Source organism: Lysinibacillus sp. NPDC093692 (assembly GCF_050280125.1).
Taxonomy (GTDB): domain Bacteria; phylum Bacillota; class Bacilli; order Bacillales_A; family Planococcaceae; genus Lysinibacillus.
The window spans coordinates 289,600-301,963 of the sequence record NZ_JBNNUW010000002.1; the positions used below are offsets into that span (position 1 = coordinate 289,600).

A 12,364-nucleotide genomic window follows, 5' to 3' on the forward strand; every position below is an offset into this window, starting at 1 on the left:
AGGAGCACAAGGATTAGTAGGAGCAACAGGAGCACAAGGATTAGTAGGAGCAACAGGAGCACAAGGATTGGTAGGAGCAACAGGCCCGCAAGGATTGGTGGGAGCAACAGGAGCACAAGGATTAGTAGGAGCAACAGGAGCACAAGGATTAGTAGGAGCAACAGGAGCACAAGGATTGGTAGGAGCAACAGGCCCGCAAGGATTAGTAGGAGCAACAGGAGCACAAGGATTAGTAGGAGCAACAGGTCCACAAGGATTGGTGGGAGCAACAGGTCCACAAGGATTGGTGGGAGAAACAGGAGCACAAGGATTGGTAGGAGAAACAGGATCACAAGGAGTAAGAGGTCATACCGGGTCTGCAGGAGATATAGGTCCCCAGGGATTTAGGGGGGGCACGGGCCCACAGGGAGAAATCGGAACAACGGGAGCAACAGGAGCACATGGATCAACCGGAGCAACCGGAGTAACCGGCCCACAAGGGGTAAACGGAATAACAGGAGCAACAGGCTCACAAGGAGTAACTGGACTACAAGGGGTAACAGGAACAACAGGAGCAACAGGCCCACAAGGAGTAACCGGAACAACGGGAGTAACTGGAGCACAAGGAATAACCGGAACAACAGGAGCAACGGGGCCACAAGGGGTAACCGGAATAACAGGAGCAACAGGCCTACAAGGAGTAACCGGAACAACGGGACCAAGTGGTTCTGGATTAATGGAAATTTTTCTTTCTACGGATCAATCAATTGCAAATAATGACTTTCTTGGACCAGGTACAGCCTCAGCTTCATTCGTAAAAAATTCATTAGTTGTTCCAGAGAACGCTACGATAAAAAGTATAACTTTGAATATACGTGACCATGCTCTAAGTGCTGGACAAACTGCTTCTGCCCAAATATTCACAAGTTCAAACTGTGGATTTACTGCTCCGATAGCAACTGGAGTTATAGCCACAGTTACAGGACCAAACTCGTCTATAACACCGAATTGTTGCTCAACAACATCTGCAAATTTAACAATTAATAGTTGTACACTCCTTTCAGTTCAACTCACTACAACAGGTGGGGCTTTTTCAAATGGTGTTTCTGTGACAATCTTATTAAATACGTAGTGATTTAATTTTTTTGATTAAAACAAAAACATCAATTTGAAATTTCAACAAGTAAAAATTAATTTCCCCAGTTTTTACTGGGGAGAAAATATTTCAAATTTAATAAATTTTATTTTTTATGGGAAATCTGCGTGTAATAGCGGTGGTACAAGTAAACTTTTATTTTTGTTCAAACGTAAAAGTTTAGCACCAATTGATACATATAAAGAGATATTACAGAACAATTTCAGCAATATGATTAGGAGAAGGTTGATTTGGAATGGCATACAGTTCCCCTTGGGGAAATTTTTAGGGTGAAAATCTTTATTGATTATCTACTAGATTAAGTGGTGCGATTGGATGAATGATGTACAAATCAGAGTTTTATTTCCTGCTTGGATGTTCAGAATTGCGAAGAATAATGATAAAACCAGTCGCTTGTTGTTTGAAATTAAGACTAAACTTGTCATTTCTTGCGCTTACCCGGGAAATTATTTCTTATTTCCTAACCTGAGTAATCATTTTTCCAAATAACTTTCATGGCAGATAAAAAACAATGCGCTGGTTGAAGATTCATTTGCAAATAGTAAGGGACCGATAGAGGTCAACTCTGATGATTTTCTATTCTAATTATAAATATGGCACAACTAAAGAAAATCACAAGGTTTGGACATCAAGGGAATAAGAGCGATTGGTTGCAGATGATACGGAGAGAAGTTGGAACATTGCGAGTAATATTAAATATATTTCTCAAAATCCACGACTCTATCAAATACTAAAGGAAATTAATACATTATAACAAACACACGCTTCTAGTAGAATGAATTGCATGCCAGGTAGTTATGCAGTCTTCGGCCTCGGATTGAAGGACCATACTTATTTTCCGTTTGTAGAAGAATATATGGCAATGGACGAAGAACACTGGTCCGTTCAGAACGACTTCACGGTCGCTTTTGCCGAGTGGCAAGGTTCTAACGCGGAAACGATTCCTACGCTAGTGAAGTGTGTATTCGATGAAACTGAAAATCTAAATCGATATGGAAAATGAGAGGCATCTCATGCTGCTGCTAAATCAAGTTCGTGGTCTTCAGGATTACGAGGTTGAGCATATCGTATACTTAATCTGGGGCGTGCCGGACAAGCAGAAGAAAATAGCTGCCAAAACCAAAGGAAATCGAGGAAAGTGGCTCACTAGTTGGCGCAGATAGCCAGCTCTTGGATAAATTGGCTATTGCAATAGGACTAAGGGGTTAACAGGGCAAATGTTGTAGCTGCAAAATAGAAGATGACCAGCAAAGCTAATTTAGCCGAGCTGGTCTTTTTAATTTACTTAGTCATCATCAACTATAAGCCCAACATGGTATCAGTCTATCACTGTATTTACGAGAAAGTTAAACTTTGATATTCTATTTATGGGAAATATTTCTTATTGAGGAGGGAATCAAGGTGTTAAAGTAAACAAAAAATTGTGCATTCATTATTGTTTGAGGAAGTGTATATCTAGAAATCAAGGAGGTATTTCTATCATGAAAAATAAACTATCTTTGGTGTTAGCCGCTACATTAGCGTTAACGATGAGCCTACCAACAGGGGCGATGGCGTCTTCTAGCAGTCAGACTACAGTTATGGCTAGCCAAGATTTAGCTAGTCAAGAACTGAAGAAGATTGCGACAGAGAAGGCTACTCTACTTACGCAAACCTATGAGACGACTAGCGTGCAGTATGCGCTAATTGATAATGGTAAACTTATTTTGTCGGGTCAGACAGGCAAGAACGATATGGAAGGGAAACAGCCGCTGACCAAAGATACCCTATACGGGATTGGTTCAGTCAGTAAAATGTATGTAACAGCGGCTGTAATGAAATTGGTCGATGAAGGAAAAGTCGATTTGGATGCTCCTGTCGTCCATTATGTTCCTGATTTCAAGATGAAAGACGAGCGTTACAGAAGCATTACGCCACGTATGCTGTTGAACCACTCCTCCGGCTTGCAAGGTAGTACGCTTAGTAGTTCATTTTTATTTAAAGATAATGATACCTATGCGCATGATAACTTGTTGCAGCAATTGTCCAACCAGCAATTGAAGGCGGATCCTGGCGCGTTCTCGGTATACTGCAACGATGGTTTTACGCTAGCTGAGATTATGGTGGAAAGAGTCAGCGGTATGAGCTTTACCGAATTTATACATCAACGGTTTACAAAACCCTTAAAGCTAAATCATACGAAAACGCCGCAGGACGAATGGGAAGACGATAAGCGGGCTGGACTTTATTCTCCAATGTACCAAGGGCAGCTTCCTACTGAAACGGTGAATGTGATTGGGACGGGAGGGATTTCTTCCACAGCAGAAGATATGGTGCGATTCTCACAAATATTTATGGGGCAGGAAAAAGGAATCCTCTCTGATCAGGCAATCAAGGCGATGGAGCAAGAGGAATATAAAAAAGGAGTGTGGCCGGGGGATGAAGATAACACTTCCAACTATGGTCTTGGCTGGGATAGTGTGAAACTATATCCATTCAGTGAATATGGGATAAAGGGCTTGGCTAAAGGCGGCGACACGATACTGCAACATGCTTCACTGGTCGTACTTCCTGAACAGAAGATGGCAGTGGCTGTATTGTCATCTGGCGGTAGCAGCACTACAAATCAATTGATGGCGACTGAAATACTGCTCGCTGCGCTTAAAGAGAAGGGCGCAATTAAGGATATCAAGCCGAACAAATCCTTTGGCAAGCCGGTCAAGGCCAAGATGCCTCATGACGTAGCAAAGAAAGCAGGTTATTACGGCAATAGTATCAGTCAATTCAAAATAGAAATTACGAAGAATGGTGAACTGATCTTCCCTTCAAATCCAGGAGAAAAATATGTATATACTGCTGATGGAAGCTTTATTAATGAGGAAGGTACCGCCAAGTTTAATTTCGTCACTGAGAAGAATGGACGAACTTATTTGAAGGAGAGTACATATGTATCGGCGCCAGGTTTAGGGCAAGTAGCGATTACTCACTATGCAGCCGAGAAACTAGGATACTATGTGCTATCGAAGGAAACCGCTGCCGCATGGGCAAAGCGGGAAGGTGTCAAGTTCTATCTTGTGAGCGAGAAATTTAGTTCTATGCAATATTTAATGATGCTTACCGCACAAATCAACAGCAAGGAAGGCATAGCGGGCTATTGGGGAAGCCAAAAAATTACAGGCCCTAACACGGCGATGCATCAGCTCCAAATACCTGGGATGTTTGGCCGTGATACGTCGGAAGCCCGTTTCTATACAGAAGGCGGCGATGAATATATGGAGATGTCCGGATATTTATACGTAAGTGAATCCAACGTAAAACCGCTAGATGCAAGCCAATCATCCAAATTTACGCTGCAAGCAAATGGGCATGCGAAATGGTTTACAATCCCACAAGCGGCAGCAGGGAAAACGATGACAGTGGCGTTGCCATCAAAGAGTTCGTTCGCGGTGTATGATGAGAATGGTGTATGCGTCAATTTTACTGTTGTGGATGGCGATAACAAAGTAAAACTGCCGAAGAACGGAACGGTTGTATTTGCTGGCGCACCGAACTCGGAATTTGGAATCACGTTGAACTAACTTTAATTCAAGAACGACTTCAACAAAACCAATACGACACAGAGATAATTCGGGCTAATTTGACTGCATTCTTAACTCGGAAATATATAGAAGATAATAAACAAAAGCCACTAAAAATGAACTATATCCCAAAAGTTAGACATAGTTTTCTCATTCGGCAGCAGATGGGCATGAATTCGATATTGTATTGGATTCATGCCTTTTAATTTAACCTTAATTCGTTTTATACTGTAATACGTTCTGTATTTTTCTAATTCAGTTTTAAAATGCGCTACACTTTCAAACTCTTTAATGTATAGAAATTCTGAATTCATAAATGCCAAAGAATTTCCCTATGACGGAATTGTCGTAACAGTTTCCTATTCGAGACATACTTTGTTTAATTCCTCTTGGCTGAAGCGTATGACGATATTTTTTCATTTGATAGTGCCAGCCTTGATCTGACTGCATCATTAGCTGGTGCTCTTCTGGTAGGCGCTAAGTGCCATACTAGGTGGGGAAGTACTCCTTACCTGGGACAGTTTGAGTATATAAACGTATTATCGGTTCGGTAAAGAATTAAATGGAGTTAATACCTTTGCAAAACTTGATTTTAAGAAGGCTGGTGATGGATTATCTTTAATACATAATCGTAGTGAGTTTAACGATAATAACTAGTATATTTGAACTTTGCAACTCGACTTTTCATCGCTCGGAAAGCTAAAAATGTCGAAAGTCTACATAAATATTTACAGTGATTTATTAAAAGTGCTAGAAATGATTTCGACAATATAAAACCTTAACAAAGATAAACATTGAGGTATTAAAGTGGGTAAAAATTCAGGTGGAAATTTTTGGCGATTTGACCGTAAAAACAAAATGTGAGGTATTACGTTTTGCCAAGCGAGCACTAATAACAAAAGTGGAAAAGCTATTGCTTATTTATATTAATCAAAAACCAGGCACTCATATAAGTGAGTACCTGGCTTTGTGTTTATTCACTTTCAACAAACAATCCATATAATTTGGATGCTACGATTGTATCTTTTACCAAATAACTAACTATTTCAGGTATTTTTTACTCATACATTATCACTTGTTCTTTTATTAATTATTTCTAGTACGGTGTTAACTATGAAAAGAATTATAATAAAGATATAAAGTGATAAGAATATATAGTCTGACATTGTTAAATTATTAAAATCCGTTGTGCGAGGTATTAAAATCGTTAGAGATACGATGATGAGGATATTAGCTATTCGTGTGAGTGTTATTCGCATAGTTTTAGTGGATATAAATACTAAGTACTTAGGACGCATTAATCTCTACTTTTCTGTTCTTCGTTTTTGCAGTAGTAGTAATTAGAATAAGCATTAAAAGTCTTGTAAGCTAGTAATTATACGTAATCCACTTTGTTCACTTCCTTTTCCTGGGAATTACATTGAATGTGATTCATATTTTCTTGGATTAGGCTGATCTTTTTCAAGTAGCCAAAGTACGACCAACCTTACGACAAATAACCTCCTCTTTTGAACAAAACAATTTAATGTATGGCTGAGACACTCCCCATATTACAGAAGCTTCAGCAATATCAATTATTTTAAATAATGGGCTGTCTATATCAGGTGTTTTGCTATTCATTATTGAACCTCCGTATATTTTTATAGATTTTTTATTCACCATAAGTTTTATTTTTAGATTTACGCATACTAGAGAAATCTTTTCGGTTTTCTATATCCTCCCTTAAAAATAATCTATCTCGACTTAATTCCTTTACTGGAACTAATTTGCCTCGTTTTACAAGAGAATTTAACGCCTGACGAGATATATTAAGTTCCTCTAACGCTTCTGATGTATTTAATATTTCAGATTGTACCAAGTTAATAAATTCATCTTTTGTATCGAAAGAATAGTTTTGTGTCATTGGATTTACCCACCTAGAGTTTTTTGCTTTTTCGTATTGTAACGATTGTTGCGCCAATTACTATAAATGTTGCAATAGTTATAACTAAAGATACATTAGCCAAACAGTTCACCTCTATTTTTATTGAAGATATGATTCAGCTAACTCAATATCATATGATATTAATAAATTAGGATATTTTTTTTCTAATCTTTTTAGGCACTCAGCATAATCTTTACTTTGATATACGTGTGCTAAGTCGTCAAAGACTGAAGAGACCCAATAAGCTTCTTCTTCAGTACATGTATCCAAAAATTGAATTGTATTTTTTTCATCACTAAATTTTGATACCAACGTATCCCAATAAATTTCGATTGTTGGATCGTTTATATGCAAATTTTTCATTTTTTCAATTATACCTGTTATGTTTTTCTTATGAACCATTTTCATGAATATCCTCTAAATCCACTAATGTTTAATTCCATTAAATCAAAATTGTTCGGACAATAAACATGTTCCAAATGCTTCTTTTATTTAATCTCTTAAATCTCTAAATGAAAATACCCTAACAAAATTAAAAATATAATACAATTATAACAATTAAGTTCCATTTATGTATAATTATTTTGAAAAAGAGGGTAAATATATAACATTAGAATTTTGATAAAATTGGGATGGATATTCAGATAGAATATTGAAAGTTATTCAAACTAGAACTTTAAAGTTTAAAATTGATAATGTATGACGACTCTGAGTTTCTTGTATGTGATTAGCTATTAAAAAAAGTTAGCCTAATTTAGAAAACTGGCTGAAATGGAAGATGGGAAAAGTTATCCAAATGAAAGTGGTATAAGATATTATTAAAATAGTAAAGAAAAATAAGTGGGTGATAATAATGTTGTTAACTCCTTTAGGTGCTATTAAAGTATTCATTAATGGTGAGGAAGTTGAATTTACTGCTATAAAATTAGATAATTTAAAAACGTATTGTCCAGATGCAAATGGTAGATATTTAATTCATTATAATTACAAAAGTGAATTTAACAATCAAGAAATTACATGTCGCATACCTTCGATAAATGTAAAGGGAGAAATCGAAAGTGGGGAAAGATACGAAGCGATTTCTTTTTACAAGAATGATATAAAACTCACAATTGGAGTAGAGGGGGAATTTACCAATAAACCCGATTATTTTGATTATAACGGGGATTATTTAAGTGATGGAATTAAATATATAACATTTCAAGAGACGGCAGCTAGAAAATTTGCTTTTGGCGTTTGTTGGATTCAACCATGTACAGAAGAAAATGATACTCAAACTTGGTTTGGTGCTGACCCTTTTAATAGTGCGATAGGCTACTATAACAAAATAGACCACTCAGGTGCTGTACCCCAAAAGTTAGAGTAATAAATCTAAATTTGGGGGTGTTTTTGTATGGCGAAATTAGTGCATGGGGATAGGGAAATTGAGGTACTTCACAGACTTCTTAACGGGAATAGCATGAGAGCAATTGGCAAGCACATGAAACTTTCTAGTACAACGATTATTCGTACAAGAGACATTATAGTAAAACAAATGATGATGGGGCGTAAAGCCCCTTTTAGTGTGCTATATAAAATACTCTTAGTATGCCTAACGGAGCAATAGACTGTTGAAAAAGCAAAATATTTACGTCGATATTATATTTTGAAATTTCGAATAAATGAATGACCAAAACCTAATTAAGTGGTAAAGTATAGAAAAAATGAATGGAGAATTATGCTATGGAAAAATTGAAAAGAGTCGAATTAAAACATTTTTCAAGTGAATATTTGAAAGAATTGAACTCTTTTGTACTTACAGAAGAACAAAAACAATTTTCTGCACTTCCAAGCAAATTTGAGGAAATTAATGAAGGACAGTATCGTATTGTTATTTTAAGTGATAATACACCCGTTGGTTTCTTTCTCCTAAATTCAAATGAAAGAGTAAAGAAATACTCTAATAATTTGAATGCTTTGTTATTAACTGCATTATCAATTAATCATAAAGAGCAAGGAAAAGGTTACGCAAAACAAGGAATGGCATTACTAGTTGAGTTTGTTAAAACAGAATTCTCTAATTGCGATGAAATTGTTTTAGTTGTAGATAAAGATAATATACCGGCACAAAAACTATATTTAAAAGTAGGATTTGAAGATACAAATGAGAGGCTAATAGGACGTATCGGCGAAGAAATTATCATGAGACAATTAATAAAATAATATTAAACTACCATCGTCACCAGAGCTGATTCCACATTTTGTAGATTAACTCTGGTTTTATGTTTTGCGGAAAGTTTAGCATCATTTCTTGAAGAATTAGCTAAATAACATGTATCAAATGGCGCAAGAGTATCATTTGGATCAAACGTTACATTTTATGTATGTATGAAATTAACGTGTAAACTGTGAGGGAGGACGTTGTGGTAATGTTTTCCCCATTTGGTGTTTATGAAATCCTAAATATTAGGTAAAGACAGGTTGACGACCGACCCGCGACCTCATAAACTTGTTCGAGGCAAGACATACATTGCCGGCCCATATTTTTTAAAGGATTATATATCTTAATTAATATAAAAGGCTATGAATTTACAGTCATTACCATAACCTCTTTTTTATTGTATGATAAATAAAAAAATGAAATTTAAGAGGATTGGAATATTATGCTGAAAATTTTACAAATTGTTTTTGCAATCATAGGAATATCTCTTTCAGCTTATGGACTTATCAGACGTGATTACCAACTGAATTTCCTAATGATATTCTTCTTAGGCTTATTTGGCCTAACTTTAGGAATTAAAGAATTTCAAAGAGAGAGAAAAGCTTATGGTTGGTTACTGATCGGGCTATTTTTATTTTCAGTATATGTGTCAATTCAAAGTTTCATATGGATTAAATAAAGGAGTGGTTTTTATGTGAACCTCGTCCACTTTCCATAATTCAGTCAAACTTACTACAAGTGCACGGAAATGCACTAACACAATTTGCTTTACGATATAACGTGGTGTAGCTCTACCACGGTGTCGTAAGTGAGCTAACTCGACAAATACCACAATATCAAAGCTTTCATCTCAGGATGGAGGCTTTTTCTTTTGCTTTGAAAACTGCATCAAACAGCTATAATGGACTAGTTTGCGGGTGAGTAAGTATCTCAGGAACAGTAGATACCGAAGAGAACTGGCATGCACTAGTAAGCGATAGGGTAGAGTTTGATGTGGTTTTGAAAGTAGAATTTGTAGAAAAATGTTCCAATGAAATTCTATTATGTTAACTGGGAACGTATAGTCTATTCATAAAATGTATAAGGTCGATTTTAAAAAAATGATAATCGACCTTCTTACCTGATTAATTTAATTTAATTTAATCAGGTTAATTGAAGCAGCTAGAGCAGGACCATCGCAAGTCGAAAGGGGGAGTCCTAGATTCCTTAATTGGACAGTTCCACCGGCAGGGATAGATATAATTGTTCCCCCAGAAATTGGTATGCATAAATCCCTGTCGGGTTCGTCGGATTCAGCAGCATATCTAGTTTGGATAGGATTGACCTCATTTCCATCCACAAATAATCCCAGAATTGCAGCATTGCTAATACCTAACTCAAGTAGCACAAGTACATAGTAATCAATATAATAATCACCAGCCTGGGCGACTTCAATCGTAACTGTATCAGGATTCAAAGTTATTCCTCCAGCCGTTCGTCCAGTACCGTTCCATGGCATTGGTTGATTAGTATTAAGCGTTACGAACTGTGCCAGAAAAAAATTTCCATATGCCGGTAGAGGTACTGAAGGTACTGGTTGTACTTGACATGAATCTATCGCCTTTATTGTTGACTGTAAACATGGTTTACAACGGTCGCACGAACAATTTTTTTTACATGGATTCAAAATAATCTCTCCCTGTATGATTTTCTGTTATTTTATTTAAGATATATTTTTTTTCTTAGGTGTTTGTTCGATAATAAATACCATGAAAGGAGTTGAGCAAGAATTGACGACAGCAGTCGAGAAAGAAGTAAATCCGCATTTCGAAGATTTCCTTTTCGACTGGCGTTGTAAAACTCAACTACTTGTCGGTGGGGAGAGTTCTTCGAAATCCTACCATGTTTCATTGAAACAACTTTTAAAATTACTTGAAGAAAACGTGCAGCTCTAGTCGTTCGTGAAGTTTGCGATACGCATAGAGACAGTACGTTTCCTTTGTTTACAGAAATTATTGAGGACTTAGGGTTATCCGGAAAAGTAAAGACGAGTTCATCTCCAATGACAGTGAAGTTTCCGAACGGCTCGAAGGTAATCTTCCAGGGCATGGATAAACCAGAAAAGCTAAAATCCATCAACAACATATCACTCATTTGGCTAGAGGAATGTAGTGAGATTAAGTATTCAGGCTTTAAAGAGTTGCTCGGTCGTTTGCGACACCCGACACTAGACTTGTTTATGATCTTGATAGGGTCTGTATTTATTGTTAGGGAAAGATTATTTAAGTTATAACAGATGCAATGTTAGTGTTCCTGAATTACTAAATTGTTACAGTGCAAATAACCTAAACTTTATGAATCATTTATCATAAACTAATATTATTAAGCTGAAATTTAAAAAGGAGCAATGCGATGATGGAATCTTGTTGTAATTGCGATTGCACAAAAAATGTAGTTCGTTTAAATAAAGTTTCTTCATGTCCTATTTGTCGTGGGAATTTTGCTCAGCCTTCAGTTCCAAATACTATTACGACGGGAGCAATTTGGAGAAATCCAGCTACAGAGACGATTGTTGTCACACTTTTAAATAAATCAGACGCACCACAAACAGTAACTGTATCGGTATTAGATTGGCAAAATTGTGCCCAAGAAGAGATGCCAAAAGAAGCCTTCTTATGTGGAGAATCTCAACCTTCACTTTTTAATGGAACACCAACGCCTCTTACTTTTACAATTCCAGCAAAAAAGCTACTTGTCGTTCATGCAACTCCGCAAAATCCTTGGCTACCAGGTGATCCATGTTATGAAGTACTGGTGACATTGCCACCTAATCCAGTCTTTCCAACTGATCCGATCATTCCAGGTGATCCATGTATTGTAAATACTTGGGGTATTAACAATTTAGGTATACCTCAAGAAGGGAATACGGTGTTACATCGCGAGTTTCAGAGAACTATTTTCATATGAAATTAGGAAAGGTGAACTACTTAGTAATCATATAAACAAATGAGAAGGGCTAGGCAATCAATAATTTTGAGCTTGGTCTTTTTTTATTTCGTAAATTTCTACTTGCCGAAACAGAAACAAATGTTCTTATTAAAGACCGGACAATGAAGTGGACAGCGATGATGTTGCCTGAACACCTTGTAATGATAAGAGAATAAAAGAAAGAGCAATTCCATGAAAAGAAACGTGATTTAACCGAGTGCGAGTTTGAGGAAATAGAACAGACTTTACAACGTGCTAATGCAAAAAATGATTACGTTATCGCTATGGAGCAACAATCAAATGCATGACAAAACTGGATTAGTATTTGGAATGGATCCACTCAAAAAGGAACTATTACTGGATACAGATATATCAGTAAAACGTATTTCATTTAATGATATACAAGACGCGAAGATGGAGGATGCTGAAGGTTTAACATGAGGTCCAAGTGCTCAAAAGAAGAGGATACGCTGAACAGATGATAAAAGCTATCCGTGAGCTAAAGTATTGTAAAAGATATCAATTAATACATTAAAAGTCACTCATTGAAAAATAATGAGTAATCTGTTTATGATTTTTGT

The 12,364-nt window shown here is 36.6% G+C and carries 14 protein-coding genes and 2 pseudogenes; 11 read left to right on the top strand and 5 right to left on the bottom strand.

The window, feature by feature from the left end:
* The 4 genes from ACQKN4_RS04225 to ACQKN4_RS04240 form a co-directional block, all read left to right on the top strand.
* Positions 1-1,111: hypothetical protein (locus ACQKN4_RS04225; RefSeq protein ID WP_427482460.1), on the top strand; the 1,111-nt coding region annotated here is incomplete at its 5' end.
* Positions 1,112-1,910: 799 nt separating this feature from the next.
* A complete protein-coding gene (locus tag ACQKN4_RS04230; protein WP_427482462.1) occupies positions 1,911-2,138 on the top strand; it encodes a DUF6138 family protein in 228 nt (75 codons plus the stop codon).
* 10 nt (positions 2,139-2,148) lie between these two features.
* Entirely contained in the window at positions 2,149-2,298 is a 150-nt protein-coding gene (locus ACQKN4_RS04235; RefSeq protein WP_427482511.1) for a DUF6138 family protein, read from the top strand.
* A gap of 318 nt (positions 2,299-2,616) precedes the next feature.
* The gene (locus ACQKN4_RS04240; RefSeq protein ID WP_427482464.1) at positions 2,617-4,692 is read left to right on the top strand and encodes a serine hydrolase domain-containing protein; all 2,076 of its coding nucleotides are present in this window, start codon (positions 2,617-2,619) and stop codon (positions 4,690-4,692) included.
* 110 nt (positions 4,693-4,802) lie between these two features.
* On the opposite strand, the pseudogene ACQKN4_RS04245 reads toward ACQKN4_RS04240, so the two are convergent.
* The 4 genes and pseudogenes from ACQKN4_RS04245 to ACQKN4_RS04260 all read right to left on the bottom strand — a co-directional run.
* Positions 4,803-5,166: pseudogene (locus ACQKN4_RS04245) on the bottom strand (IS3 family transposase); the annotation flags it as partial.
* Positions 5,167-6,153: 987 nt separating this feature from the next.
* On the bottom strand, positions 6,154-6,312 hold the full coding sequence (locus tag ACQKN4_RS04250) for a hypothetical protein (protein ID WP_427482466.1): 159 nt from the start codon (positions 6,310-6,312) through the stop codon (positions 6,154-6,156).
* Positions 6,313-6,343: 31 nt separating this feature from the next.
* The gene (locus ACQKN4_RS04255; protein WP_427482468.1) at positions 6,344-6,595 is read right to left on the bottom strand and encodes a helix-turn-helix domain-containing protein; all 252 of its coding nucleotides are present in this window, start codon (positions 6,593-6,595) and stop codon (positions 6,344-6,346) included.
* Positions 6,596-6,715: 120 nt separating this feature from the next.
* The gene (locus tag ACQKN4_RS04260) at positions 6,716-7,024 is read right to left on the bottom strand and encodes a hypothetical protein (protein WP_427482469.1); all 309 of its coding nucleotides are present in this window, start codon (positions 7,022-7,024) and stop codon (positions 6,716-6,718) included.
* 445 nt (positions 7,025-7,469) lie between these two features.
* On the opposite strand from ACQKN4_RS04260, the gene ACQKN4_RS04265 reads away from it, so the two are divergent.
* From ACQKN4_RS04265 to ACQKN4_RS04280, 4 genes are all read left to right on the top strand, one after another.
* Complete coding sequence (locus ACQKN4_RS04265; RefSeq protein ID WP_079563264.1) at positions 7,470-7,982, top strand: hypothetical protein; 513 nt, start codon at positions 7,470-7,472, stop codon at positions 7,980-7,982.
* 27 nt (positions 7,983-8,009) lie between these two features.
* A complete protein-coding gene (locus ACQKN4_RS04270) occupies positions 8,010-8,222 on the top strand; it encodes a hypothetical protein (RefSeq protein ID WP_427482471.1) in 213 nt (70 codons plus the stop codon).
* Between the two features lie 116 nt (positions 8,223-8,338).
* Complete coding sequence (locus ACQKN4_RS04275; protein WP_427482473.1) at positions 8,339-8,818, top strand: GNAT family N-acetyltransferase; 480 nt, start codon at positions 8,339-8,341, stop codon at positions 8,816-8,818.
* Between the two features lie 440 nt (positions 8,819-9,258).
* Positions 9,259-9,495 (top strand): DUF3953 domain-containing protein, encoded by a 237-nt coding sequence (locus tag ACQKN4_RS04280; RefSeq protein WP_427482475.1) that lies wholly within the window; start codon positions 9,259-9,261, stop codon positions 9,493-9,495.
* Between the two features lie 450 nt (positions 9,496-9,945).
* Here the strand turns inward: ACQKN4_RS04280 and ACQKN4_RS04285 are convergent, their stop codons facing one another.
* On the bottom strand, positions 9,946-10,272 hold the full coding sequence (locus ACQKN4_RS04285; protein WP_427482477.1) for a hypothetical protein: 327 nt from the start codon (positions 10,270-10,272) through the stop codon (positions 9,946-9,948).
* Between the two features lie 292 nt (positions 10,273-10,564).
* Here ACQKN4_RS04285 and ACQKN4_RS04290 point away from each other — a divergent pair.
* From ACQKN4_RS04290 to ACQKN4_RS04300, 3 genes and pseudogenes are all read left to right on the top strand, one after another.
* Positions 10,565-11,043 (top strand): annotated as a pseudogene (locus ACQKN4_RS04290) (PBSX family phage terminase large subunit); the annotation flags it as partial.
* Positions 11,044-11,207: 164 nt separating this feature from the next.
* Positions 11,208-11,762, top strand: coding sequence for a hypothetical protein (locus tag ACQKN4_RS04295; protein ID WP_427482478.1), 555 nt, complete (start codon positions 11,208-11,210; stop codon positions 11,760-11,762).
* Between the two features lie 279 nt (positions 11,763-12,041).
* Positions 12,042-12,224, top strand: coding sequence for a hypothetical protein (locus ACQKN4_RS04300; protein ID WP_427482480.1), 183 nt, complete (start codon positions 12,042-12,044; stop codon positions 12,222-12,224).
* The last annotated feature ends 140 nt before the right edge of the window (positions 12,225-12,364 follow it).

What these genes read in the sequence shown, in the direction of transcription:
- ACQKN4_RS04240 (WP_427482464.1), top strand. Translation starts at nt 2,617, where the DNA reads ATGAAAAATAAACTATCTTTGGTGTTAGCCGCTACATTAGCGTTAACG.
- ACQKN4_RS04270 (WP_427482471.1), top strand. Translation starts at nt 8,010, where the DNA reads ATGGCGAAATTAGTGCATGGGGATAGGGAAATTGAGGTACTTCACAGA.
- ACQKN4_RS04280 (WP_427482475.1), top strand. Translation starts at nt 9,259, where the DNA reads ATGCTGAAAATTTTACAAATTGTTTTTGCAATCATAGGAATATCTCTT.
- ACQKN4_RS04250 (WP_427482466.1), bottom strand. Translation starts at nt 6,312, where the DNA reads ATGAATAGCAAAACACCTGATATAGACAGCCCATTATTTAAAATAATT.
- ACQKN4_RS04230 (WP_427482462.1), top strand. Translation starts at nt 1,911, where the DNA reads ATGAATTGCATGCCAGGTAGTTATGCAGTCTTCGGCCTCGGATTGAAG.
- ACQKN4_RS04275 (WP_427482473.1), top strand. Translation starts at nt 8,339, where the DNA reads ATGGAAAAATTGAAAAGAGTCGAATTAAAACATTTTTCAAGTGAATAT.
- ACQKN4_RS04300 (WP_427482480.1), top strand. Translation starts at nt 12,042, where the DNA reads ATGCAAAAAATGATTACGTTATCGCTATGGAGCAACAATCAAATGCAT.
- ACQKN4_RS04295 (WP_427482478.1), top strand. Translation starts at nt 11,208, where the DNA reads ATGATGGAATCTTGTTGTAATTGCGATTGCACAAAAAATGTAGTTCGT.
- ACQKN4_RS04265 (WP_079563264.1), top strand. Translation starts at nt 7,470, where the DNA reads ATGTTGTTAACTCCTTTAGGTGCTATTAAAGTATTCATTAATGGTGAG.
- ACQKN4_RS04260 (WP_427482469.1), bottom strand. Translation starts at nt 7,024, where the DNA reads ATGAAAATGGTTCATAAGAAAAACATAACAGGTATAATTGAAAAAATG.
- ACQKN4_RS04235 (WP_427482511.1), top strand. Translation starts at nt 2,149, where the DNA reads ATGCTGCTGCTAAATCAAGTTCGTGGTCTTCAGGATTACGAGGTTGAG.
- ACQKN4_RS04255 (WP_427482468.1), bottom strand. Translation starts at nt 6,595, where the DNA reads ATGACACAAAACTATTCTTTCGATACAAAAGATGAATTTATTAACTTG.